The sequence below is a fragment of the Micromonospora sp. NPDC005173 genome, from assembly GCF_040608515.1.
Taxonomy (GTDB): domain Bacteria; phylum Actinomycetota; class Actinomycetes; order Mycobacteriales; family Micromonosporaceae; genus Micromonospora.
In genome coordinates this window covers 1-20,850 of the sequence record NZ_JBEXIK010000002.1, presented here as the reverse complement: position 1 = coordinate 20,850, position 20,850 = coordinate 1, and the positions used below count along the sequence as shown (strand labels likewise).

Annotated in this window: 19 protein-coding genes and 4 tRNA genes; 18 read left to right on the top strand and 5 right to left on the bottom strand. The window is 70.7% G+C overall.

Annotated features, from left to right (window positions below; translation table 11 throughout):
• The first annotated feature begins 36 nt into the window (after nt 1–36).
• The 7 genes from ABZV00_RS03085 (at nt 37) to ABZV00_RS03055 (ending at nt 8,334) form a co-directional block, all read left to right on the top strand.
• A complete protein-coding gene (locus ABZV00_RS03085; RefSeq protein ID WP_355601394.1) occupies nt 37–600 on the top strand; it encodes an NADH-quinone oxidoreductase subunit J in 564 nt (187 codons plus the stop codon).
• Nucleotides 597–980: an NADH-quinone oxidoreductase subunit NuoK gene (gene nuoK / locus ABZV00_RS03080; protein WP_355601392.1), complete on the top strand. Its 384-nt coding sequence runs from the start codon at nt 597–599 to the stop codon at nt 978–980. Before ABZV00_RS03085 ends, nuoK begins: the two co-directional genes overlap by 4 nt.
• The gene (locus tag ABZV00_RS03075) at nt 977–2,914 is read left to right on the top strand and encodes an NADH-quinone oxidoreductase subunit L (protein WP_355601390.1); all 1,938 of its coding nucleotides are present in this window, start codon (nt 977–979) and stop codon (nt 2,912–2,914) included. The genes nuoK and ABZV00_RS03075 overlap by 4 nt, the downstream gene beginning before the upstream one ends.
• Nucleotides 2,911–4,419 carry an NADH-quinone oxidoreductase subunit M gene (locus ABZV00_RS03070; protein WP_355601388.1) on the top strand — a complete coding sequence of 503 codons (1,509 nt, stop codon included), beginning with the start codon at nt 2,911–2,913 and terminating at the stop codon, nt 4,417–4,419. The genes ABZV00_RS03075 and ABZV00_RS03070 overlap by 4 nt, the downstream gene beginning before the upstream one ends.
• Nucleotides 4,416–5,912, top strand: coding sequence for an NADH-quinone oxidoreductase subunit N (locus ABZV00_RS03065; protein WP_355601386.1), 1,497 nt, complete (start codon nt 4,416–4,418; stop codon nt 5,910–5,912). The genes ABZV00_RS03070 and ABZV00_RS03065 overlap by 4 nt, the downstream gene beginning before the upstream one ends.
• Nucleotides 5,913–6,047: 135 nt before the next feature.
• Nucleotides 6,048–6,923, top strand: a complete 876-nt coding sequence (gene htpX / locus ABZV00_RS03060) for a zinc metalloprotease HtpX (RefSeq protein WP_328420603.1) — start codon at nt 6,048–6,050, stop codon at nt 6,921–6,923.
• Nucleotides 6,924–7,074: 151 nt separating this feature from the next.
• On the top strand, nt 7,075–8,334 hold the full coding sequence (locus tag ABZV00_RS03055) for an MFS transporter (RefSeq protein WP_328420601.1): 1,260 nt from the start codon (nt 7,075–7,077) through the stop codon (nt 8,332–8,334).
• A 72-nt stretch (nt 8,335–8,406) separates the two neighbouring features.
• Here ABZV00_RS03055 and ABZV00_RS03050 read toward each other — a convergent pair whose 3' ends face one another.
• The 4 genes from ABZV00_RS03050 to ABZV00_RS03035 form a co-directional block, all read right to left on the bottom strand.
• Entirely contained in the window at nt 8,407–9,219 is an 813-nt protein-coding gene (locus ABZV00_RS03050; RefSeq protein ID WP_355601383.1) for a MerR family transcriptional regulator, read from the bottom strand.
• A gap of 135 nt (nt 9,220–9,354) precedes the next feature.
• The gene (locus ABZV00_RS03045) at nt 9,355–10,116 is read right to left on the bottom strand and encodes an SDR family oxidoreductase (RefSeq protein WP_355601381.1); all 762 of its coding nucleotides are present in this window, start codon (nt 10,114–10,116) and stop codon (nt 9,355–9,357) included.
• 292 nt (nt 10,117–10,408) lie between these two features.
• Complete coding sequence (locus tag ABZV00_RS03040) at nt 10,409–10,966, bottom strand: DinB family protein (RefSeq protein ID WP_355601379.1); 558 nt, start codon at nt 10,964–10,966, stop codon at nt 10,409–10,411.
• 123 nt (nt 10,967–11,089) lie between these two features.
• On the bottom strand, nt 11,090–11,584 hold the full coding sequence (locus ABZV00_RS03035) for a YajQ family cyclic di-GMP-binding protein (RefSeq protein ID WP_328420594.1): 495 nt from the start codon (nt 11,582–11,584) through the stop codon (nt 11,090–11,092).
• 147 nt (nt 11,585–11,731) lie between these two features.
• Between ABZV00_RS03035 and ABZV00_RS03030 the strand changes: the two genes are divergently transcribed.
• Together ABZV00_RS03030 and ABZV00_RS03025 are read left to right on the top strand one after the other, a co-directional pair.
• Nucleotides 11,732–11,815: transfer RNA gene (locus ABZV00_RS03030), tRNA-Tyr, on the top strand.
• 465 nt (nt 11,816–12,280) lie between these two features.
• Nucleotides 12,281–13,477 (top strand): epoxide hydrolase family protein, encoded by a 1,197-nt coding sequence (locus ABZV00_RS03025; protein ID WP_355601377.1) that lies wholly within the window; start codon nt 12,281–12,283, stop codon nt 13,475–13,477.
• A 463-nt stretch (nt 13,478–13,940) separates the two neighbouring features.
• On the opposite strand, the gene ABZV00_RS03020 is transcribed toward ABZV00_RS03025, so the two are convergent.
• Complete coding sequence (locus tag ABZV00_RS03020) at nt 13,941–14,459, bottom strand: hypothetical protein (RefSeq protein ID WP_355601375.1); 519 nt, start codon at nt 14,457–14,459, stop codon at nt 13,941–13,943.
• A gap of 678 nt (nt 14,460–15,137) precedes the next feature.
• Here ABZV00_RS03020 and ABZV00_RS03015 point away from each other — a divergent pair.
• From ABZV00_RS03015 to nusG, 9 genes are all read left to right on the top strand, one after another.
• Nucleotides 15,138–17,663, top strand: a complete 2,526-nt coding sequence (locus ABZV00_RS03015) for a bifunctional diguanylate cyclase/phosphodiesterase (protein ID WP_328420577.1) — start codon at nt 15,138–15,140, stop codon at nt 17,661–17,663.
• A gap of 93 nt (nt 17,664–17,756) precedes the next feature.
• Nucleotides 17,757–17,829, top strand: a tRNA-Thr gene (locus ABZV00_RS03010).
• A gap of 24 nt (nt 17,830–17,853) precedes the next feature.
• Nucleotides 17,854–17,926, top strand: a tRNA-Met gene (locus ABZV00_RS03005).
• Between the two features lie 132 nt (nt 17,927–18,058).
• The gene (rpmG, locus tag ABZV00_RS03000; RefSeq protein WP_007073056.1) at nt 18,059–18,226 is read left to right on the top strand and encodes a 50S ribosomal protein L33; all 168 of its coding nucleotides are present in this window, start codon (nt 18,059–18,061) and stop codon (nt 18,224–18,226) included.
• A gap of 125 nt (nt 18,227–18,351) precedes the next feature.
• A complete protein-coding gene (locus tag ABZV00_RS02995; RefSeq protein ID WP_328420575.1) occupies nt 18,352–18,798 on the top strand; it encodes a MaoC family dehydratase N-terminal domain-containing protein in 447 nt (148 codons plus the stop codon).
• A gap of 1 nt (nt 18,799) precedes the next feature.
• Nucleotides 18,800–19,192, top strand: coding sequence for a MaoC family dehydratase (locus ABZV00_RS02990; protein ID WP_328420573.1), 393 nt, complete (start codon nt 18,800–18,802; stop codon nt 19,190–19,192).
• 129 nt (nt 19,193–19,321) lie between these two features.
• Nucleotides 19,322–19,394 (top strand) — tRNA-Trp (locus ABZV00_RS02985).
• Nucleotides 19,395–19,606: 212 nt separating this feature from the next.
• Nucleotides 19,607–19,999 (top strand): preprotein translocase subunit SecE, encoded by a 393-nt coding sequence (secE, locus tag ABZV00_RS02980; protein ID WP_328420571.1) that lies wholly within the window; start codon nt 19,607–19,609, stop codon nt 19,997–19,999.
• Nucleotides 20,000–20,040: 41 nt separating this feature from the next.
• Entirely contained in the window at nt 20,041–20,763 is a 723-nt protein-coding gene (gene nusG, locus ABZV00_RS02975) for a transcription termination/antitermination protein NusG (protein WP_328420569.1), read from the top strand.
• Nucleotides 20,764–20,850: the final 87 nt, after the last annotated feature.

The following is a 20,850-nucleotide window of genomic DNA, read 5'->3' as shown; positions in this document are numbered from 1 at the left end:
GCGACGCGGGGCGGTCCGAGCTGTGAGGGCGGCCCGGTGACCGGCGCGGACCTGCTGCTGCTCGCCCTCGGTGCGGTGGCGGTCGGCTCCGGCGTACTGGTGGTGACCACCAAACACCTGGTCCGTGCCGGGCTCTACCTGGTGGTCTGCCTGGGCGCGCTGGCCGGCGACTATCTGGTGCTCAGCGCCGAGTTGGTGGCCTGGGTGCAGGTGCTGATCTACGTGGGCGCGGTGGTGGTGCTGCTGCTGTTCGCGGTGATGTTGACCCGGGCGCCGATCGGCGCCTCCGACGACCTGGACCGGCCCGGCTGGCCGGCCGCGCTGATCGGTGGCGGTGCCGGGCTGGGGCTGACCGTCCTGCTCGTCGACGCGTACCGGTGGAGCACGGTGGCGCTGCCCGGGGCGGGCACCGCCGAGCGGCTGGGGGAGCAGATCTTCCGGTCCTGGGTGCTGCCGTTCGAGGTGCTGTCGGTGTTGCTGCTGTCCGCACTGGTGGGTGCGGTGGTGCTGTCCCGGCCCGATATCGGCCGGCCCGGCCCCGGCTCCGACGGCACAGCCGAGCCGGGCGAGGTCGACGTGGAGACCGGGGGTCGACGGTGAGGCCGGTCATCCCGTACGTCACCGCCGCGCTGCTGTTCGGCCTCGGCGTCTACGGGGTGCTGCGCCGGCGCAACGCGGTGCTGGTGCTGATGGCGGTCGAGTTGATGCTCAACGCGGTGAACCTGATCCTGGTCACCGCGGACACCACCGCGCGCTCCGTGCTGCCGCACTCCGGTCAGGTCTTCGCGCTCTTCGTCATCGTCCTCGCCGCCGCCGAGATCGGGGTGGGGCTGGCGATCGTCCTTCAGCTCTACCGGCTACGGGCCACCGTGGCGGTGGACGAGGTGCCGTTGACCGAGCCCGCCGAGTCACTGCGGCCCGCCGGCATGCCGCAGCCGGCCGCCGCTAGCGCCGGCCAGCACCCGGAGGTGGGCCGGTGACCGGGTTGCTGGGGGCGCTGCTGCCCGCCGTACCGCTGGTCGCCGGCCTGCTCGGCCTGCTGCTGCCGCCGGCCCCGCGCCATCCCACCGCTGGCGCGGGGAGCGGTGACCGGGCCCGACGGGTGGCCGTCGCGCTCGGTGTGACCGGCGCTGCCGGCGCGCTGGCGCTGGCCGTCGCGCTGCTGGTCACGGTCGACGAACCAAGGGAGACGTCGACCACCTGGGTCGACATCGGTGGGTTGACGGTGACCCTGGGGGTCCGGCTGGACGGCGCCGCCGCGCTGGTCGCGGTGGCGGTCACCGCGGTCGCCCTGGCCGTGCAGGTCTACTCGATCGGCTACCTGCGGCGCGGTCCGCACGATGACGTCGACGTCGACCACCGCTATCCGCCGTACGCCGCGCAGATCAGTCTCTTCACCGCCGCGATGCTGCTGGTGGTCGTCGCCGGCGACCTGGTCATGCTGCTGGTCGGCTGGGAGGTGATGGGCCTCTGCTCGTACCTGCTCATCGCCCACGACCGCCGGCTGCCCGGCGCGCCCGCCGCCGCGATGAAGGCGTTCCTGGTGACCCGGGTCGGTGACGTCGGTTTCCTGCTCGGCATCGCACTGCTCGGCGTGTCCACGGGCAGCTTCCGGATCGCCGACGTGCTCGCCCACGACCACTCCGGTGCGACCCTGACCGCCGCCGGTCTGCTGCTGCTGGCCGGGGTGGCCGGCAAGAGCGCGCAGTTCCCGCTGCACACCTGGCTGCCGGACGCGATGGCCGGCCCGACGCCGATCTCCGCGCTGATCCACGCCGCGACGATGGTCGCCGCGGGGGTGTACGCGGTCGCCCGCCTCTACCCGCTGTTCACGGCCGCGCCGGTGACGCTGACCGTGCTCGGGGTGATCGGCGCGATCACCCTGCTGCTCGGCGCCCTCGCGGCCACCGCACAGGACGACATCAAGCGGGTCCTGGCCTGGTCGACCGTCTCCCAGTTGGGCTACATGACCGGCGCGCTGGCGGTCGGCTCGCCGTCGGCGGCGCTGTTCCACCTGCTCACCCACGCCGCTTTCAAGGCGCTGCTGTTCCTCGCCGCTGGCGCGGTGATCCACGCCGTGGGCACCACGTTGATGTCGGAGATGGGCGGGCTGCGTCGCTGCATGCCGGTGACCTTCTGGTGCACGGTGGTGGGCCTGGGCGCGCTGGCCGGGGTGCCGCCGCTGGCCGGCTTCTGGAGCAAGGACGGCGTGCTGACCGTTGCCGAGGCGGCCGCCCGGGAGGGCACCGGCCCGGCGCCGTCCTGGGTGGGCTGGTTGGTCTGGCTGGCCGGGCTTGTCGGCGTCGCGATCACCGCCTGGTACGCCGGCCGGCTACTGCTGCGGACCTTCTTCGGCACTCCCCGGCTGCCGCTGGTCCAGCCGCACGACCCGCCGGCGCTGCTGCGCTGGCCGGTGTTGCTCTTGGCCGTGCCGGCCGCGTTGCTCGGCCTGGCCGGGTTCGTCGGGGCGTTCGCCGACCGGCTGCGGTTCCCCACCGTGCCGGTGGCGGGCGCCGAGGACGGCCTGGTCCATCTCGGGCCGGGGCTGCTGCTGCCGCTGGCGCTGCTGCTGGTCGGCGCGGGGCTGGTGGTGCTGGGCTGGCGCCGGGACCGGACCGCCGACCCGGCGTCCGCGCTGGGTCCGCTGCGGCCGGTCTTCGCCCGCGCGTTCCGGCTCGACGACGTCCAGCACGCCCTGGTCGTACGCCCCGTCCGCGCACTCGCCCGGGTCGCGCGCACTGGCGACGAGGTGGTCGTGGACGGGGCGGTCGAGGGCAGCGGGCGGGCCGCGTCCGCTCTGGGTGCCGGGCTGGCCGCCCTGCACCGGGCGGCGCTGCCCCGTGCCGCCGCCGGGGTGCTGGCCGGCGCGCTGCTGATCGGGCTGGCCGCCGCACTGATCGGAGGGACCCGATGAGCTTCGGGCAGGTGCTGCTGGTGGCCGTACTGGCGGTGCCGGCACTTGGTGCGGTCGCGGTGGCCGCGACGCCCCGGGACCGGGCTGCCCGGCTGGTCGGCACGGTCGCGGCGGCGCTGACCCTGCTGGCCGCGGTGCCGCTGGTGTTCGGCGACCGGAGTTGGTTCGCGTGGTCGGCCGGCGCGCCGGCCGTGCGCCCGTGGCACGAGCTGGACCTGCCCTGGGTGCCCGGCCTGGAGCTGCGCTTCCACCTGGGCGTCGACGGCATCTCCTGGCCGCTGGTGGTGCTGACCGCGTTGCTCACCCTGCTCTGCTGCGGCTACTCGCTGTGGCGGGTGCCGGAGGGCGGCAGCGGCCGGACGCTGGTGGCGTTGCTGCTGGTGGTCGAGGTGGGCATCCTGGGCACCTTCCTCGCCCTGGACCTGGTGCTGTTCTTCCTCTTCTTCGAGGTCGTCCTGCTGCCGATGTACGCGATCATCGCCGGCTGGGGTGGCGCTGACCGGCGTCGGGCGGCCCGCAAGTTCGCGCTCTACACCCTGCTCGGCTCGGTGCTGCTGCTGGTCGGCGTGTATGTCGTGGTCGCCGCCGCCGGCACCGCCGACATCGTGGCGCTGACCGGTGGTGGCGGGCTGTCCCGAGGCACCCAGCTCGCGGCGTTCACCCTGCTCGCGCTCGCGTTCGCGGTGAAGAGCCCGCTCTGGCCGCTGCACTCCTGGCTGCCCGACGCGCACACGCAGGCCCCCACGGTCGGCAGTGTCGTGCTGGCCGGGGTGCTGCTCAAGATGGGCACCTACGGCCTGATCCGGGTGGCGGTGGGGGTGGCGCCGGAGGGCGCCCGCTGGGCGGCGCCGGTGCTCGGTGTGCTGGCCGTCGCCGCCATCCTGGTCGGCTCGCTGGTCTGTCTGGCGCAGGACGAGGTCAAGCGGCTGATCGCGTACTCCAGCGTGGGGCACATGGGCTTCGTGCTGCTGGGCGTCGCCACGCTGACGACCACCGGCATCCAGGCGGCACTGATCGGCAACGTCGCGCACGGGGTGATCACCGGTCTGCTGTTCTTCCTGGCCGGTGCGGTGAAGGACCGTACTGGCACGGGCAGCCTCACCGAGCTGTCCGGGCTGCGGGAGACCGCGCCCCGGCTGGCCGGTCTGCTCGCGTTCGCGGCGATCGCGTCGCTCGGCCTGCCCGGGTTGGCCGGCTTCTGGGGGGAGGCGTTCGCGGTGATCGCAGCGGTCCAGGTGGGCGGCCCGCTCTGGACCACCCTCGGGGTGTTGGCCGCGATCGGCGGCGCGCTCACCGCCGCGTACTTCCTGCGGCTGCTGCGCCAGGTCACCCACGGTCGGCCGAGCACTGCGGTCGGCCGGGTCGGCCCCGCTCTGGCCGGTGCCGAGCTGACCGCGTGGGTGCCGCTGGTCCTGCTCGCGCTGGCCATCGGGCTGGCCCCGGCGCTCGTTCTCGGCGTCGCCGAGGCCCCGGTCGACGCCCTCGTGGGGGTGGTCTTCCCGTGAACGTGGTGCAGAGCGTGGACAGCGTGGCGCTGCTGCCGGCCTACCTGGCCGCCGGCACCGCCGTGCTCGTGCTGATCACCGACCTGCTGCTGGCCCGGCCGCGGGCCACGATCGTGGTGGCCGCGCTCGGTGCGCTCGGCACCGCCGTCGGCGCCGCCGTGGTGGGCGCGGGTGGGGAGCGACAGACGTTCTGCGTCGGCGCCGACTGCTCCTGGATCTTCGGCGGTCGAGCGGCCCTGGTCGGCGCGGTGGTGGCGCTGCTCACGCTGGGCGTGCTCGGGCTGTCCGTGCCCGCGCTGCGGGCGGGGCGGTCGCCGGTGGGGGAGTACTGCTTCCTGCTCGCCTGCTCGATGACCGGCGGCGTGGTGCTCGGCGCGGCCGGCGACCTGATCACCCTGATCGTCGCCCTGGAGACGCTGACCCTGCCGCTGTACGTGCTGGTCGGCCTGCGTCGGGGGAGCCTGGCCAGTGCCGAGGCGGCGGTCACCTTCTTCGTGGTCAGTGTGGTGGCCACCACAGTGACGCTGCTCGGTGCCGCGCTGCTGTACGCGGTGACCGGCGGACTGCACCTGGACCGGCTCGGCGCGCTGCTCGCCGAGCAGCCGGAGCTGCGCGACCTGCCGCTGACCACCGCAGCGGTGGCGCTGGTGCTGGTCGGGCTGGCCTTCAAGGTGGCGGCGGTGCCGTTCCACGCCTGGGCGCCGGCCACCTACGACGGAGCACCGTTGCCGGTGGCCGCCTACCTGTCCACGGCGTCCAAGCTGGGCGGGGTGGTCGCGCTGCTCGCCGTGGTGCAGCGGGCACTGCCGGCCGATCAGACCGGTCCGGTGCTCGCCCTGCTCGCGGTGCTCACCATGACCGTCGGCAACCTGGTCGCCCTGCGTCAGCGGCGTACCGTCCGGCTGCTGGCCTGGTCCTCGGTCGCGCAGGCCGGCTACATCCTCGCCCCGCTGGGCGCGTTGGCGCTGGCCGCCGGCCGCACGGGTGAGGCACGCGACGCCGCGTACGCCGCCGCGGTGGCGTACACCGTCTTCTTTGTGGCCCTGGAGCTGGCCGCGTTCGCCGCGGTGACCGCGCTGCGCCCGGCGGGTGCGGACGGCGGCACGCTGGACGACCTGCGCGGGGCGGCCCGCCGGCACCCGTGGCGGGGCGCGGCGCTCGGCCTCGCGCTGGTCGGACTGGCCGGTCTGCCGCCTGGGCTGGCGGGACTGTTCGCGAAGGTGACCGTGGTCCGGGCGTTGCTGGACGGCGGCGCCGCCTGGCTGGCGCTGGTGGTGGCGGTGAACGCGGTGATCGGCCTGGCGTACTACCTGCGGGTGACCGCCGCACTGTGGGCGCCGACGGCGACGCCCGCACCGGCCTCGACGCTCCCAGGTGGCGCGGCGGCCGTACCCGTGGTGGGCGTGGTGGCCGTGGTGCTGGCGGTGGCCACGGTGGCCACCGTGGTGCTCGGTGTCGCGCCGCAACTGGTGCTCGACCTGGCCGCCCGCTGACCCGACCGCCACGCTCCGGGCGGCCCGTTCCCGCAGGTCTCAGTCATTTCTCAGCGTTGAGACGGATGGTTGGCGGGTACGGAGTTGTTACACCGGTCAGCGGATCCCGGCGATCCGTGCACCGAAGGAGTGATTGTGCACCACAACCGTCTGAAGACCGCCGCGCTGCTCGGCCTGCTCACCTCGCTGATCCTCGTGGTGGGCTACTGGTTCGGCGGCAGTGGCGGACTGTTCATCGCCGTCCTCGTGTCTCTGGTCATGAACGGCGTTTCCTACTTCTACTCCGACAAGCTCGCGCTGCGCTCGATGCGGGCGCAACCGGTCACCGAGGCACAGTTCCCCGAGCTGTACCGGATGGTGCGCGAGTTGGCGGCCGAGGCCCGGCAGCCGATGCCGCGCCTCTACGTCAGCCCGACCGCGCAGCCCAACGCGTTCGCCACGGGTCGTAACCCGCAGCACGCGGCGGTCTGTGTGACCCAGGGCATCACCGAGATCCTCGACTACCGCGAACTGCGCGGTGTGATCGGGCACGAGCTGTCACACGTCTACAACCGGGACATCCTCATCTCCAGCGTGGCGGCCGGCCTGGCCAGCATCATCACCCTGCTGGCGAACCTCGCCTTCTTCATCCCGCTGGGCGGCGGGGACGACGAGGATCGGCCGAACCCGGCTGTGCTGCTGCTCACCCTGATCCTGGGCCCGATCGCGGCCAGCGTCATCCAGTTGGCGATCAGCCGGAGCCGTGAGTTCCAGGCGGACGCCTCGGGTGCCGAGTTGAGCCGTGACCCGCTGGCTCTGGCCAGTGCCCTGCGCAAGATCGATGCGGTGGCCCGGCGTCGGCCGTTGCCAGCCCAGGGCCAGCTCACCAGCACCGCGCACCTCATGATCGCCAACCCGTTCAAGGGTGGCGGCATGGCCACGCTCTTCGCCACCCACCCGAAGATGGAGGACCGGGTCGCCCGGCTGGAGCAGATGGCCGCCAACGCGGGCCCGGTGCAGTTCCAGCGCTGACCTGCTGATTCCGCCTCCGCCCGTACCCGGCCGCATCCGAGTACGGGCGGAGTGCTGTGTCGGCCGCGATACGATATCCGGTTCTGCCCGCTAAGCACCCGGCGTTAGGGTCTAAAGGGCTTGCGCTCATTACATTCTCGGGAGGTTCACGGTGGCCGCACTGCGCCAGTATCTGGGTGTCTGGCGGATCCCGGGGGCGCCGATGCTGCTGGTCACCGGCATCATCGGGCGGCTCGGGATCGGCATGACGCCGCTGGCGCTGCTGCTGGTGGTCGAGCAGGTGACCGGGCGGTACGCACTCGCCGCGGTGGCGGGCGGGATCTACGCGATCGCCGGTGCCGTGCTCAGCCCGGTGGCCGGGCGGATCGCCGACCGGGTCGGCCCGAGCCCGGTCCTGCTGGTCACCGCTGTGGCCCACCCGCTGGCGCTCACCGGCCTGCTGCTGGCCAGCCGGTCGGGCGACGACGCCCTGCCCGCCATCTACCTGGCCGCCGGTGTCGCCGGTGCCACCTATCCACCGCTCACCGCCGCCATCCGTGGCGCATGGAACGACCTGACCGGCCCCGCCTCCGGCCGGTACCCCCTGCGCAACACCGCGCTGGCCGCGGAGACCTCACTGTTCGAGATCGTCTTCGTGATCGGCCCCCTGCTCGTCGCCGGCTTCGTGCTGCTCGCCGACGCGGCGGCCGCGCTGATCGGGGCGGCCGTGGTCACCCTGGTCGGCACCACCGCCGTGGCCCTCGGCCGGGTGATGCGCGGCTGGCGTCCGCACCCGCGCGAGCACCACGCCCGGGGGCTGGGCCCACTGCGGGTCTCCGGCTTCCCGGCCCTGCTGGTCTGTGTGGCCAGCCTCGGCATCGCGTTCGGCGCCGCAGGCGTGATCGTCCCGGCGTACGCCGGTGACTACACCGTCGACGACCCGGAGAGCCTGGCCGGGATCCTGCTGGCGGTCTGGGGGATCGGTAGTGCGGCCGGCGGGCTCTGGTTCGGTGTCCGCAGGCCGTCGCCGAACATGACCCGGCAGTTCGCCATGCTGCTCGCCGCGGTGGCCGGCAGTTTCGTGGTGTTCGCGGTGATGCCCACACCGTTGGCGCTGGGTGCCGCGCTGGTCGTCGGCGGGGCCACCATCGCGCCCGCGCTGACCCTGGAGAACACCCTGGTCGGTCGGATCGCGCCGGCCGGAATGCTGAACGAGGCGTACACCTGGGTGGTCACCATGTCGGTGGCGGCGAGCGCCGCCGGCGGCGCGGTGGCCGGCCTGATCGTGGACAACGCCGGCGGCGTGCCGTGGGCGTTCCTGTTCGCCGGGGCGGCGGTCGCCGTCGGGGCCGCGGTCGCCGCGCTGCCCGCCGGGCCCATCGCCCGCGCGGAAATCTCGACGGTACGCACCGACGAACCCGTCACGGTCTGAATCGGCACGGCGCGGCTGGGCCGGACCAGCCACCCGCCGGACGCGGCGACCCGGCTTCCTGGCGTGTCGCCCCTAGCCGGGGTCTCGGCGGGATCGGGCGGTGGTCGCATCGACCGGCGGTGGGTCCGGGAACGGCAGGGGGCAGCAGGAACTGCCGGCGCACGCGATCAGGTCGTCGCAGCCGGCGGAGATCGCCGCCCGCAGGGAGTCTCGGACGGCCGTCAGGTCGGCCAGCTGCTGCTCCACCTCGGCCAGCTTGGCCGTGGCCCGCGCCGGTAGGCCGACACCGCGGTCGTGTCGGCGCCGCTCGGCGTCGAGCAGCTCGGCAACCTCGCCGAGGGTGAAGCCGAGACGCTGCGCCGTCTTGATGATCCGCAGCCGGGTGACCGACTCCGCCGGGTACAGCCGGTGTCCGCCGGGGGACCGCCGCGGTGCGGCGAGCAGGCCGCGACGTTCGTAGTAGCGCAGCGTCTGCGGGTTCACCCCCGCCGCGCCGGCCAGCTGTCCGCTCCGCAGCCACGCCCCGGCCGCCCCCGGTGCGTCGCCCGGCCGCACCCGCTCGGCCAGGCCGTCGAGGACGCCGACGTGCGAGGCCGGCACCTGTACGTCCACGGTCACCGCGTCCGGGCCGGTGCGGGTGACGTCGAAGGTGAAGAACGAACAGCACGCCGATTCGCGCGCGGTCAGGTCCCGGGCGCCGCGCTCGGCCTCCGCCGTGCCGACCAGGTGCAGCCGCAGCCGCCGCGCGGACGGCCGGTCGATCCGAAGAACCGCCTCGGCGAAGAACCGGTCGAACTCGGCGAGGCGGAGAGGCAGCTCGGCGGTGGGCAGGCGGCAGGAGTCGGGGACCCACGTGTCGTCGGCCGCTGGGTGTCGTTCGCTCACCTCCCGACGGTAAGCCCGTACCCGGGTACCGGATGCAACCCCGCAGCCGGTTGAGTCACCTGCCGCGCCCGACCTGTGCGGAGGCAGCGCGGGCCCGGACCGCCGGGTGCGGGGCCGGGCCCGGATGTGGAGGCTCTAGTAGCGGGCGGTCAACGCACCGTCGATCGCGAGGGCCGCACCGTTGATGAACGCGGACTCGTCGCTGAGGAGGAACGCCGTGAAGGCGGCGACCTCGTCCTCCCCTGCTGCCCTGCCGCTCGGCTGCTGGCTGAGGAGGTCGTTCGCGGCATCCGGGTTGGCCGCGGTGAAGGTGCGCCAGAGCGGGGTGTCCACCAGGCCCGTCACCAGGGCGTTGACCCGCACGCCCTGCTTGGCGACGTCGAGCGCCGCGGAGCGGGTGAGGCCCACGACGCCGTGCTTGGCGGCCGAGTACGCGACAGCCGTCGGATCGCCGGCCACACCGACCACGGAGGCGTTGTTGACGACGGAGCCGCCCCCGCTGGCCAGGATCGCCGGAAGCTCGTGCTTGAGGCTGTAGAAGACGCTGGTCAGGTTGAGGGCGATGATGCGATCCCAGGTCGACGCCGCACTGTCCCGGATCGTTCCCTGGATGTTGCCGCCGCCCGCGTTGTTGAAGGCGGCGTGCAGCCCCCCGAACTCCCTGACCGTGACGTCGACCAGGTTGGCGACCTCCTCCTCGACCGTGACATCCGTCGGGACGAAGAGGACCTTGCCTCCGTCGGCCGTGATCGCCGCAGCGGTCGCCTCGCCGCGTGCCTTGTCACGTGCCCCGATCACGACTGTTGCCCCCTCAGAGGCGGCGCGCCTGGCAAACGCCGAACCCATGCCGGAGGTCCCTCCGGTAACGATGACGACCTTGGACTGCAGGCGGTTCATGCTCGCTCCACTAGTTGCGCAGTGCGGCCACGCGATCGCGGGCCAGCCGCAACGGTAGGATTATCTGGAACGACTGCCAAAGAATTGTCGTCGTAGTCACCCGTGCTTCGCGCGGGTTGCCGCTGCTGAAGCGTTCGGCGAGGCTGTTCCGGCCAGCGAAGGGGGATTCCGATACTTTGTTGACCGTTACACAATTTACGGGCCGCATGAGATGCCCGTTCGGGGGGCGGACCGAGGAAAGTCCTGCGGGTGGCGAGTGAGGGCGCCACCCGGTCTTACCGCACGCAGACGGTTAGACGGTGAAGTCCGGGGGCGCGCCCTCACCCACGCGGCCGTCCACTGCCTCACGGAGGATGTCGGCGTGGCCGGTGTGGCGTGCGTACTCCTCAACCATGTCCAACAACATGTCGCGGACAGTGGGGGTGCGGCCGTCCGGCCAGGTAAAGGACGCTGGTCCGTCCAGCCCGCGCTCCTTGATGACGTCAGCAACGAGCTCGCGCGACCGCTCGACAGCGTCTCGCCACACCGCGTAGACGTCTTCCGGAGAGTCCAGCGCCCCGGTGCGCCATTCCCAGTCAGGGTCGGCGTCGAAATCCACGGCGTCCCACGGGGCTCCGTAGTCCTGTCCGGCGAGCTTGACAGCCAGCCAGTCCGCCTCGACCAGGGCCACATGCTTGACGAGGCCGCCGAGAGTCATCGCACTGGCGGCGGTGGTCGCGCGCAGACCCTTCTCGTCCAGCCCCGACGTCTTCCAGGCGAAGGTCCGCCGGTTGCGCTCGAGGACTGACAGCAGGGACTCGGCCTCGGTGGGAGCTGCTGGCGGGGAAAGCTGGGGAACCGTCTCGCTCATGACCGGGGAGCATAGCCAGAACTCTCATCGACCACTCACCGGTAAAAAGCGGACAGATTAGCCTCGGGACGTGGCGTCCGGCTAAATGATCTTTTTGGCCGGCCCCACTATTCCCCTGCTGTCCTACCTGTAGTTGTTGAACTGGAGGGCGACGCCGAAGTCCTCGCCCTTGAGCAGTGAGATGACCGCCTGAAGGTCGTCCCTCTTCTTGCCGGTGACCCGCAGCTGGTCGCCCTGGATCTGAGCCTGCACACCCTTGGGGCCCTCGTCGCGGATCTTCTTGCTGATCGCCTTGGCCTTGTCCGTCTCGATGCCCTGGATCACCTTGCAGTCGATCTTGAAGATCTTGCCGGACGGGCGCGGATCGCCGGCGTCCAGCGACTTCAGCGAGATGTTCCGCTTGACCAGCTTCTCCTTGAACACGTCCAGCGCGGCGCGTACCCGCTCCTCGGTCTCTGCCTGAAGGCCGATCGCCTCCTCACCCGACCAGGAGATCTCCGCACCGGTGCCGCGGAAGTCGAACCGCGTCGCGAGCTCCTTCTCCGCCTGGCGGAGGGCGTTGTCGACCTCCTGGCGATCAACCTTGCTCACGATGTCAAACGACGGGTTCGCTGCCATGCTTCTACTCCTGCTGTCCGGAGGTCTGGGCCTGCCGTCGGCCACCGACCAGCGGCACGACCCCCTGACCGTACCCGGTTGCGACGGGGGTGGGGTGAGCCGCTATCCTTGCTTCCGCCGCCGCGTTGCGACGCGGTGGGGTGCCCTGGCGGGTTGCCCGAGCGGCCAATGGGAGCGGACTGTAAATCCGTCGCGAAAGCTTCAGAGGTTCGAATCCTCTACCCGCCACCAGGTGCAGAGACGGCCCCGTGAGCTGCGGAAACGCGCTCCGGGGTCTTTCTCGTGGAGTCCACGGGCGTCCAGCCCGATCTAGGCACCAGCTCGTGAGGGGTGCCGTTGGACCCTCGGCCGGGCGGCGCTGCACGACCTGGAAGCCGGGCTCGCCGGTCAGGTCCGCGTCAAGCCGCCATCCCAGCCGCGGCTCCTGCCCACCGACGCCGCCCGCGATGTACGTCGCGTCGCCTGCAGGCCGGCTGTGCAACAGACCGAAGGCCAGTTCGGCCTCAGTGCGGCCAATGGCGACTGCCACCGTGACCGGCGCACTTTCCACGACAAAAGTGAGTAAACCGGTCCGAGCCAGACCCGAGCGCGAAATCGCATTTCGGTCCGCCGGTCGCCGGGCCGCTGCGAGACTGGGCGCGTGCCAGCCCCGCCGGCGCCCCGGCGTCGGCCGACCCGATCCGGCAGGTGGAGAGCATGTCCAACGACAACGAAATCCGTCCCTTCCGGCTCGACATACCGGAAGATGCGATTGCCGACATGCGTCGCCGGATCGCGGCCACGCGCTGGCCCAGCCGCGAGCTGGTCACCGATCGGTCTCAGGGCGTGCAGCTGGCGACGGTCCAGGAGCTGGCCCGCTACTGGACGACCGATCACGACTGGCGCGCGTTCGAGGCGAAGCTGAACGCCCTGCCGCAGTACACGACCAACATCAACGGCGTGGAGATCCACTTCATCCACGTGCGGTCGCAGCATGAGAACGCCCTGCCGCTGATCATGACGCACGGCTGGCCGGGCTCGGTCGTCGAGCTGCTCGGGGTGATCGGCCCGCTCACCGACCCGACCGCGCACGGCGGCACCTCCGAGGACGCATTCCATCTGGTGCTGCCGTCCTTGCCGGGCTACGGCTTCTCGGGCGAGCCGACCGAGCTCGGCTGGGAGAACGGCCGCATCGCACAAGCGTGGGCGGAGCTGATGGCCCGCCTCGGCTACACGCGCTACGTCGCCCAGGGGGGTGACGTGGGTGCCGCCGTCACGGACGCGATGGGCCGCCAAGCACCCGATGGGCTGCTCGGCATCCACGTCAACCTGCTCGCCGGGGCGATCGGTATCAAGGACCAACTGCCGGCGAAGTCCGAGCAGGAACGCGCGGCGCACGACGCGCTCAACCTGTTCATGATGGACGGCTTCGGTTACTTCCTGGAGCAGTCCACCCGGCCACAGACGATCGGCTACTCCCTGCTGGATTCACCCGTCGGGCTGGCGGCCTGGATGTTCGACCACGACACCGACAGCTATTACAAGATCTCCCGCGCGCTCGTCGACGGCAAGCCGGTGGGCGGTCTCACCCGGGACACCATCGTCGACAACGTCACGCTGTACTGGCTGACGGGCACCGGCGCCTCGTCCGCCCGGTGGTACTGGGAATTCGGACGGTTCCTGGCCGCAGCCGGTGCGTCCGGCCAGGCTCCTCCGCCGGTCTCGGTTCCGGTTGGCTTCACGACGTTCCCCGAGGAGATCTGGGCTGCCCCGCGCAGCTGGGTCGAGACGGTCTACCCCGACCCCGCGTACTTCAACGAGGCCGACCGCGGCGGCCACTTCGCCGCCTGGGAGGAGCCGGAGCTCTTCTCCGCCGAGGTTCGGGCCGCGTTCCGGCCGCTGCGGGAATCCTGAGCCCGCTCCGGTTCGCGCCTGACCCTCCTGGTCAGTCCTGTGGAGGTCACAGGCGAGGGCTGCGAAGTCAGCGCGTGGCACTCGGGTTCCTCACCGGGCGCTTGCCGCCTGCGGCATCAATCCCGTGACGCCCGTCGCGCATGATCTTGAAAGCGATCGCAGCCGCCACGGCGCCGACGTGGTCGTGTTCGCCAGCGACGCGGCGGCCTGCAGTACGGGCTGGCCATGCCGGCCGGATCACCGGTCTATCGCCTCCCGCCGGGCCTCGTCCTCACCGGCATCTATACCTCAGAGAACCCGCACTTTGACGTGGCGGCTCCGGACCTGTCCACCTTCCTCGACCGCCTGCTCCAGGCCGTGAGGACGTTCGCCGCTTCGGGTACGCCACCCAGCTTGTGATCCTTCATGCCGTTCAACGGGTGGGCGGATGCCGAACACCTGACAGGCAACCCGCAGTCGTCGATCAGCTGTTCTCGCCGGTGGTGTCGCCGACCAGGCGCCGAGCTTCGGCGATGACGTCCGCGTCGATGTCCACGGTCGCGGTACTGGTGCACGGGTTCCCGTCATGGACGGCGTCCACGTACTCGTACGCGTTGTCGAGGGCGATCAACTCGGCTGCCCGGGGAGTGCCCTCGTACGTGATGAAGCTGTACGCCCAGGACGTGAGATCGCGAGGCGCGATGGTCACTGCGAGCAGTCGCCGGGCCATGATCCGAAGCGCCTCCTCCGCACCCTCGCGACTGCCCTCCTGGTGGTAGGTCAGGGAGTGCTGCGCCAGAGCGACGTCGAGCCATCGCCGCAACTCGTCACTCTCGTTGCCCTTCACGGGCGAGATGCCGGCGAGGATCCGGAGGGTCGGGCTGTCCATGCCTGCCGTGAGGCAGTCGCAGGCGGCCTCGATCACCTGGGCTGAGCTGCCCGAACCGATACTCCAGAAGACGGCGGCGTCCTGGAGGCGAGCGAGGACGTCGCGACCGGGCATCCGTACATGATGTGCCACCGCGTCCCCGCTGTCGCTGAATTGTCCAGCGGTGCGATGGAGGCATGAGCGGTCGGTGCCACTCGTCCGTCCGGCTTCTTGTGTCGAGGCGGTAAGCGGGTATGGTGGTCGATGTCTCGGCTCGCATCGGCGCGTTTCCAGGCCAGCAGATCCGTCACGGAGAGCGACTGCACGTGATCACGCCGGCGGAAGCCGAACGGCGTGGGTGAATTGTGCTGAAGGTCGTATCAAGCGCTGTGTGAAGCGCTGAAGTCGCAGGAAGCAGCCCTGATCTGGCCCGGCACGTCGCGGGGGACTGGGCCGAAGGGGGCAACCTTCTCAACGCTCGGACCGGTCCCACACTCACCGCTTTTCGGCGTACCGACCGTGTGGCACGATCGTGGAACCTCCACCATCCCTGTGACACTTCCCCGACAGGAGCAAACATGTCTGGTCGAAGACTGGGTCGACTGTTTGGCCCGCTCCTCGTGCTCGCCGCTGTCCTCGGAGGACTGCTCGGCACCGATTTCCTTCCCGGCGCAGGTAGCGCTCAGCTGACTGACGTCGTTTGGGGTGCGGGGTTGGGTGATGTCGTCTGGGGCGTGGACGCCTCCCGGTAGCCTCGCGGGTCGTCGCCCATGAGGGCAGCACCCATGGGCGGCGTCTTTCAGAGGGAGCGGTATGGCCAGGCGTGACCAACGGCGCAAGTCCACGGATCACGCCTGGCTAATCACCGGCCCGCTGGCACTGGTCGCCATCCTCTCCTGCACCGCGATCAGCGTCATCTCCGACCATCCCTACGGGGAGTGGGGGCTGGCGTTCCTGATTTTCCTGGCGATGGCCGGCATCAGCATTCCGGTGCTGAACTTCGTCGTCCGTCGGCAGTCCGTGGGCGTGACGCTCACCGAGATCCCACTCGTGGTGGGGCTGTTCTTCCTGCCACCGCTGACCGTGATCCTGATCTACACGGTCGCCTCGTTGATCTGGAGCGCCTCGCAGCGCTTCGCGCCAGCGAAGTTCTGGTTCAACGTCGCGAGGGCCGCCGCGGCCACGTCGCTGGCCAGTCTGCTTCTCCTGCGACTGCCACCGCTGGAGGGCGTGGGCCCCGGCACCTGGGGCAGTCTCTTCCTCGCGGTAAACACCATCACCCTGGTCAGTCTCGCCTCTGTCGTCGGCGTGCACGTGCTGCTACAGGGCTGGCAGGCCGGCCGGGAAGCCCTGCGGACCACCCCGTCGGTGCTCCTCACCACCTCGATCAACGCGTCCGTCGGTCTGCTCGTCCTGATCGCTCTGGACCAGACCTGGTGGTCCGCGTTGCTGCTGGGTGCCCTCTTCGCCGCGCTCACCCTGGTCTACCGGTCCTACGCCCAGTTCTTCCGGCAGCACCGCACCCTGACCGGGATGTACGACCTGGCCCGGTTGATCACGACCAGCGGCGCCGACGGGTCGCTGGCCGACGTTCTGCTCGACCGGGTCCGTGCCCTCATGCAGGCGGAGTCCGCCACCCTCTGGCTGCCCGCCCAGGGCCGGCACCCCGAGGTGCTGTTGACGGCCCGGGTCGACACGCCAGGGCTGCTCGATGTTGCCCCGACCCCGTCGATACTGCGGGAGCGGGCGCGGGACCTGGCGAAGACGTTGTCGATGGGGCGTCTGCTGGGTGACGAGAGTGCGCTACGTGGCGAGATCAGCGCCCGCGAGATCAAGGACGTGATCGTGGTGCCGCTGCGCTCCGGGCAGGCGGTGATCGGCACCCTGGAGGTGGCGAACCGGCTCAGCGACATCGGCCACTTCGCCCCCGGCGACATTCCCATCTTCGAGACGGTGGCCGCGCACGCCGCCGTGGCGCTGGAGAATTCTCGGCTGGTCGATCGACTGCGGCACGACGCGTACCACGACGCCCTGACCCGGCTGCCCAACCGGCGGCGGATCACCGGCGCGCTGGACGAGTCGGTCAAGATCGGCGCACCCAACGAGGTGGTGGCGCTGCTGCTCTTCGACGTCGACGGGTTGCGCCAGGTCAACGAGTCCCTCGGTCACGCGGCCGGGGACAAGGTCCTCGCCGAGGTCGCCAACCGGTTGCGGGCCAGCGCACCGTCGTCGGCTCTGGTCGGCCGGGTTGGTGGCGACGAGTTCCTGGTGACGCTGCGGTTGGAGAACGCCGACGCGGCGCTGGAGTTGGCCGGCCAACTGCGCGACCAGATTCGTGACGAGATGGTCTTCGACGCGCTCACCCTCGATGTGGACACTGCCGTCGGGGTGGCCGTACACCCGGATCACGGCAGCGACGCGGCCACCCTGCTGCTCCGGGTCGACCTCGCCGCCACGGCCGCCAAATCGGTACCGGGCAGCGTGCAGCTGTTCAACCCGGCGCTGGAGTCGCGGTCGCTGCGCCGACTGGGCCTCGCGGGCGACCTGCGCCGAGCGTTGGACCAGGACGAGCTGGAGGTCTACTTCCAGCCCAAGGTGACGCTGCGGGAGCGTCGCCTGGTCGGTGTCGAGTGCCTGGCCCGGTGGGAGCACCCGACGCACGGCACCGTCGCCCCGGAGGACTTCGTCGCGGTGGCCGAGCACACCGGCCAGTTGAGCCGGCTCACCGAGGTGGTGCTCCGCGAGGGGCTGCGGCGCAGCCGGGACTGGGCCGAGGCGGACCTTCCGCTGCCCGTCGCGGTCAACCTCTCCGCCCGTACGCTCACCGACCAGCATTTCCCCGACCGGGTGCAGGAGTTGTTGACCGAGTACGGGGTGCCGGCGCAGAGCCTCACCCTGGAGATCACCGAGGCGGGGGTGCTGGACGGCACTGACCGACCCATCCCGACCCTGCACCGGCTACGCGATCTCGGCGTCCGGCTGTCGGTGGACGACTTCGGCACCGGTGATTCGTCCCTGGCCCATCTGCGGCGGCTGCCGGTGCACGAGGTGAAGGTGGACCGCTCCTTCGTGCAGGGCATGGCGACCGATCCGGGGGACCTGGCCATCGTCAACGCGGTGGTGACCCTGTCTCAGCAGTTCGGCCTGGCGGTGGTGGCCGAGGGCGTGGAGAGCGAGCTGACCCTGGAGCTGCTCCAGGACATCGGCTGTGAGATCGGGCAGGGCTTCCTGTTCAGCCGACCGCTGCCGTACGAGCGGCTGGCGGCCTGGTTCGGCGCCCAGGCCGACCCGGAAACGATCTCCGTCGGAGAGCTTCCCCGCCTTCGTGTCGTGCCCTGAACTGGGCGTAGACGATCTCCGGGGATCCGATTTCACCTGCCGAGCCGGGCCGTGTACTCTTACTTCTGCGCGCCCCACGGGGAGATCGCGCAGGCCCCCTTAGCTCAGTCGGCAGAGCGTCTCCATGGTAAGGAGAAGGTCTACGGTTCGATTCCGTAAGGGGGCTCGAGGGTTCAGCTGGACCCACCACGGCGGTGTAGCTCAGATGGTAGAGCAAGCGGCTCATAATCGCTGTGTCGCCGGTTCAAGTCCGGCCACCGCTACTCTCGTCTTCCGGGCTTGTTTCCGGTGGTCGTGGGGATGGGCGCCACTGGCGCCCACTTTGCATGTCCGCGCTGTCAGCGACTAGGCTGGCGCGTCGTAGTTGTTTCCGTTAGCGAGGAAGGCACTCCGCCGTGGCGAAGGCTACCGATGTCCGGCCGAAGATCACTTTGGCGTGTGTGGAGTGCAAGGAGCGCAACTACATCACGCGCAAGAACCGTCGTAACGACCCCGACCGCATCGAGCTGAAGAAGTTCTGCCCGCGCGACGGTCGGCACACGGTCCACCGCGAGACCCGCTGACCTGCGGCCGGCTCCAACGCCGGCCACCGTTGAAGCTTTCCGATCGCCGATCTGACCGGGCTGGCGCGGTTCCACCGCCGCCGACCGAGCAGATCGGCGATTGTGTTTCCGTGTAGGTTCGCGGCATGTCTCTGGACCCTTCCTTCGTCGGCCGGACCTATCCGCCGACCGCCCCCTACCAGGTGGGCCGAGAAAAGATCCGTGAGTTCGCCACCGCCATCGGCGCCACCGATCCCGCCCACCACGACCCGGCGGCGGCCCAGGCGCTGGGCCACCCGGACGTGGTCGCTCCGCCGACCTTCCCGGTGGTCGTCACGATGGCAGCCAGCCGTCAGATCGTCGAGGACCCGGAGCTCGGCGTCGACTACAGCCGCGTGGTGCACGGTGACCAGCGGTTCGCGTACACCCGGCCGGTGGTCGCCGGCGACGAGCTGGTCTGCGCCAGCACCATCGAGGACGTCAGCACCCGGGGCGGGCACGGCTTCCTGACCACCCGCACCGACGTCAGCACCGTCGCCGGCGAGCCGGTCGTCGCCGTCTGGTCCAAGATCGTCGTACGCGGGGAGGCGTGAGATGGAGCTGCCAGCCAAGACTTTCCAGGTGACCCGCGCGGACCTGGTCCGCTACGCCGGTGCCTCGGGTGACTTCAACCAGATCCACTGGAGCGACCGGTTCGCCACCAAGGTGGGTCTGCCCGGGGTGATCGCGCACGGCATGTTCACCATGGCGCTGGTCGGCCGGGCGATCACCGAGTGGGCCGGGGCGCCCGACGCGGTGGTCGACTACAACGTCCGGTTCACCCGGCCGGTGGTGGTCCCCGACGACGACCAGGGGACCGAGATCGAGGTCACCGCGGTGGTCCGTGAGGTGACCGAGGACGGCCTCACCCGGCTCGATGTGACCGCCACCTGCCTGGGCGAGAAGGTGCTCTCACAGGCCCGCGCCACCATCCGTACGAAGCGTTGAGTCAGGCCCGCCACGCGTGGCGGGGAGACCGGTTGGGAAAGTCGAGCGGCTACCCGTACACTGGTCCGCCGTGGGGTAAGTGACCCCTGCTCGGTCGTCTGTGGCCGCGTGGGGCGAGTGTTGCCGCACAGGGGTGTAGCTCAATTGGCAGAGCAGCGGTCTCCAAAACCGCAGGCTGCAGGTTCAAGTCCTGTCACCCCTGCGCCTCAGGCCTGACCGTTCCCGTGGGTCGCGCCGCCGAGATGGCGGCGTCCGGCCCGTGGTGGTGGCATTGGCGGGGTGGTCCCGAGGTATCGGGCCACCCGGTTGATCCACCGGCCGCGGCCCGTCGCGGGACGGTTGGTCCGGCCGGCGTGAACAGCGCCGCGCACGCCGCCCGGCGTGCGACCCGAGATTTCCGCGACGGAGGGCGAAGTGGCCGACAACAAGCGGCGCGGCGAGGACGCCGGCGACGATCGTCTGGACGACGAGGTCGTCGACGAGGTAGCTGACGACGACGCCACCAGCGCGGACGAGCCGGTCTCCCGGGGAGGCACCGCGACGCGGTCCCGTGCCCGGGCGGAGTCGGCGGACAGCCGACCGACCACCCGGTCGGAAACTGGTCGGGTGGGCGTCTTCGGGCGCATCGCCCGGTTTTTCCGCGAGGTCGTGGCCGAACTGCGTAAGGTCATCTGGCCGACGCGCAAGGAGTTGCTGACCTACACCGCGGTGGTGGTGACGTTCGTCGCGGTGATGCTGACGATCGTGGCCGTGCTGGATTACGGGTTCGCCAAGGTCGTGCTGTTTGTCTTCGGCAACTCGAGCTGACCGGCTGACTCCAGAGCCGATAGTGACGGAAGTGAGCGAGCGTGCCTGAGTACGACGAGACCGCCGGACCGGTGGACGAGCAGTCCACGGTCGCGACGGCGGCTGGTGACGAGTCGGTTGAGGCCGCCAGCGAGCCGGAGTTCCCAACCACCGAGCCCGCGCCGGACGAGGAGTACGACCCGGTCGCCGAGCTGCGGCAGAAGCTGCGCTACGCGCCGGGCGACTGGTACGTGGTGCACTCCTACGCTGGCTACGAGAACAAGGTCAAGACCAACCTCGAGACCCGGATCACGAGCCTCGACATGGAGGACTTCATCTACCAGGTCGAGGTGCCGACCCGGGAGGAAGTCGAGGTCAAGAACGGCAAGCGGTCCCAGGTCCAGGCCAAGGTCTTCCCGGGCTACATCCTGGTCCGGATGGAGCTGACCGCCGAGTCCTACTCGTGTGTCCGCAACACCCCGGGTGTGACCGGCTTCGTCGGCGCGACCGACCGGGCCGACCGGCCCGCGCCGCTCTCCCTTGACGAGGTGCTGAAGTGGCTGGCACCGGCCATCGAGACCGAGCAGAAGAAGGCGAAGCCCGAGATCAAGGTCCTCGACTTCGAGGTGGGTGACTCGGTCACCGTCACCGACGGTGCCTTCGCGTCGCTGCCGGCCACGATCAGCGAGATCAACGCCGACCAGCAGAAGCTCAAGGTGCTGGTGTCGATCTTCGGTCGGGAGACGCCGGTGGAGCTCAACTTCAACCAGGTCGCCAAGATCTGACCCGAGCAGCCCGTTGCCGACGCGGAAGCCCAGGATCGCCCCGACGCCGAGCAGCAGCGCGATCGACCAGGCCTGCTTGACGGTGTC

Excerpts from the sequence above, each read along its gene's own strand:
- ABZV00_RS03070 (WP_355601388.1), top strand. The coding sequence starts at position 2,911 with ATGAGCTTCGGGCAGGTGCTGCTGGTGGCCGTACTGGCGGTGCCGGCA.
- ABZV00_RS03045 (WP_355601381.1), bottom strand. The coding sequence starts at position 10,116 with ATGAACCGCCTGCAGTCCAAGGTCGTCATCGTTACCGGAGGGACCTCC.
- ABZV00_RS03040 (WP_355601379.1), bottom strand. The coding sequence starts at position 10,966 with ATGAGCGAGACGGTTCCCCAGCTTTCCCCGCCAGCAGCTCCCACCGAG.
- ABZV00_RS03035 (WP_328420594.1), bottom strand. The coding sequence starts at position 11,584 with ATGGCAGCGAACCCGTCGTTTGACATCGTGAGCAAGGTTGATCGCCAG.
- ABZV00_RS03025 (WP_355601377.1), top strand. The coding sequence starts at position 12,281 with ATGTCCAACGACAACGAAATCCGTCCCTTCCGGCTCGACATACCGGAA.
- ABZV00_RS03020 (WP_355601375.1), bottom strand. The coding sequence starts at position 14,459 with ATGCCCGGTCGCGACGTCCTCGCTCGCCTCCAGGACGCCGCCGTCTTC.
- ABZV00_RS03015 (WP_328420577.1), top strand. The coding sequence starts at position 15,138 with ATGGCCAGGCGTGACCAACGGCGCAAGTCCACGGATCACGCCTGGCTA.
- ABZV00_RS02995 (WP_328420575.1), top strand. The coding sequence starts at position 18,352 with ATGTCTCTGGACCCTTCCTTCGTCGGCCGGACCTATCCGCCGACCGCC.
- ABZV00_RS02990 (WP_328420573.1), top strand. The coding sequence starts at position 18,800 with ATGGAGCTGCCAGCCAAGACTTTCCAGGTGACCCGCGCGGACCTGGTC.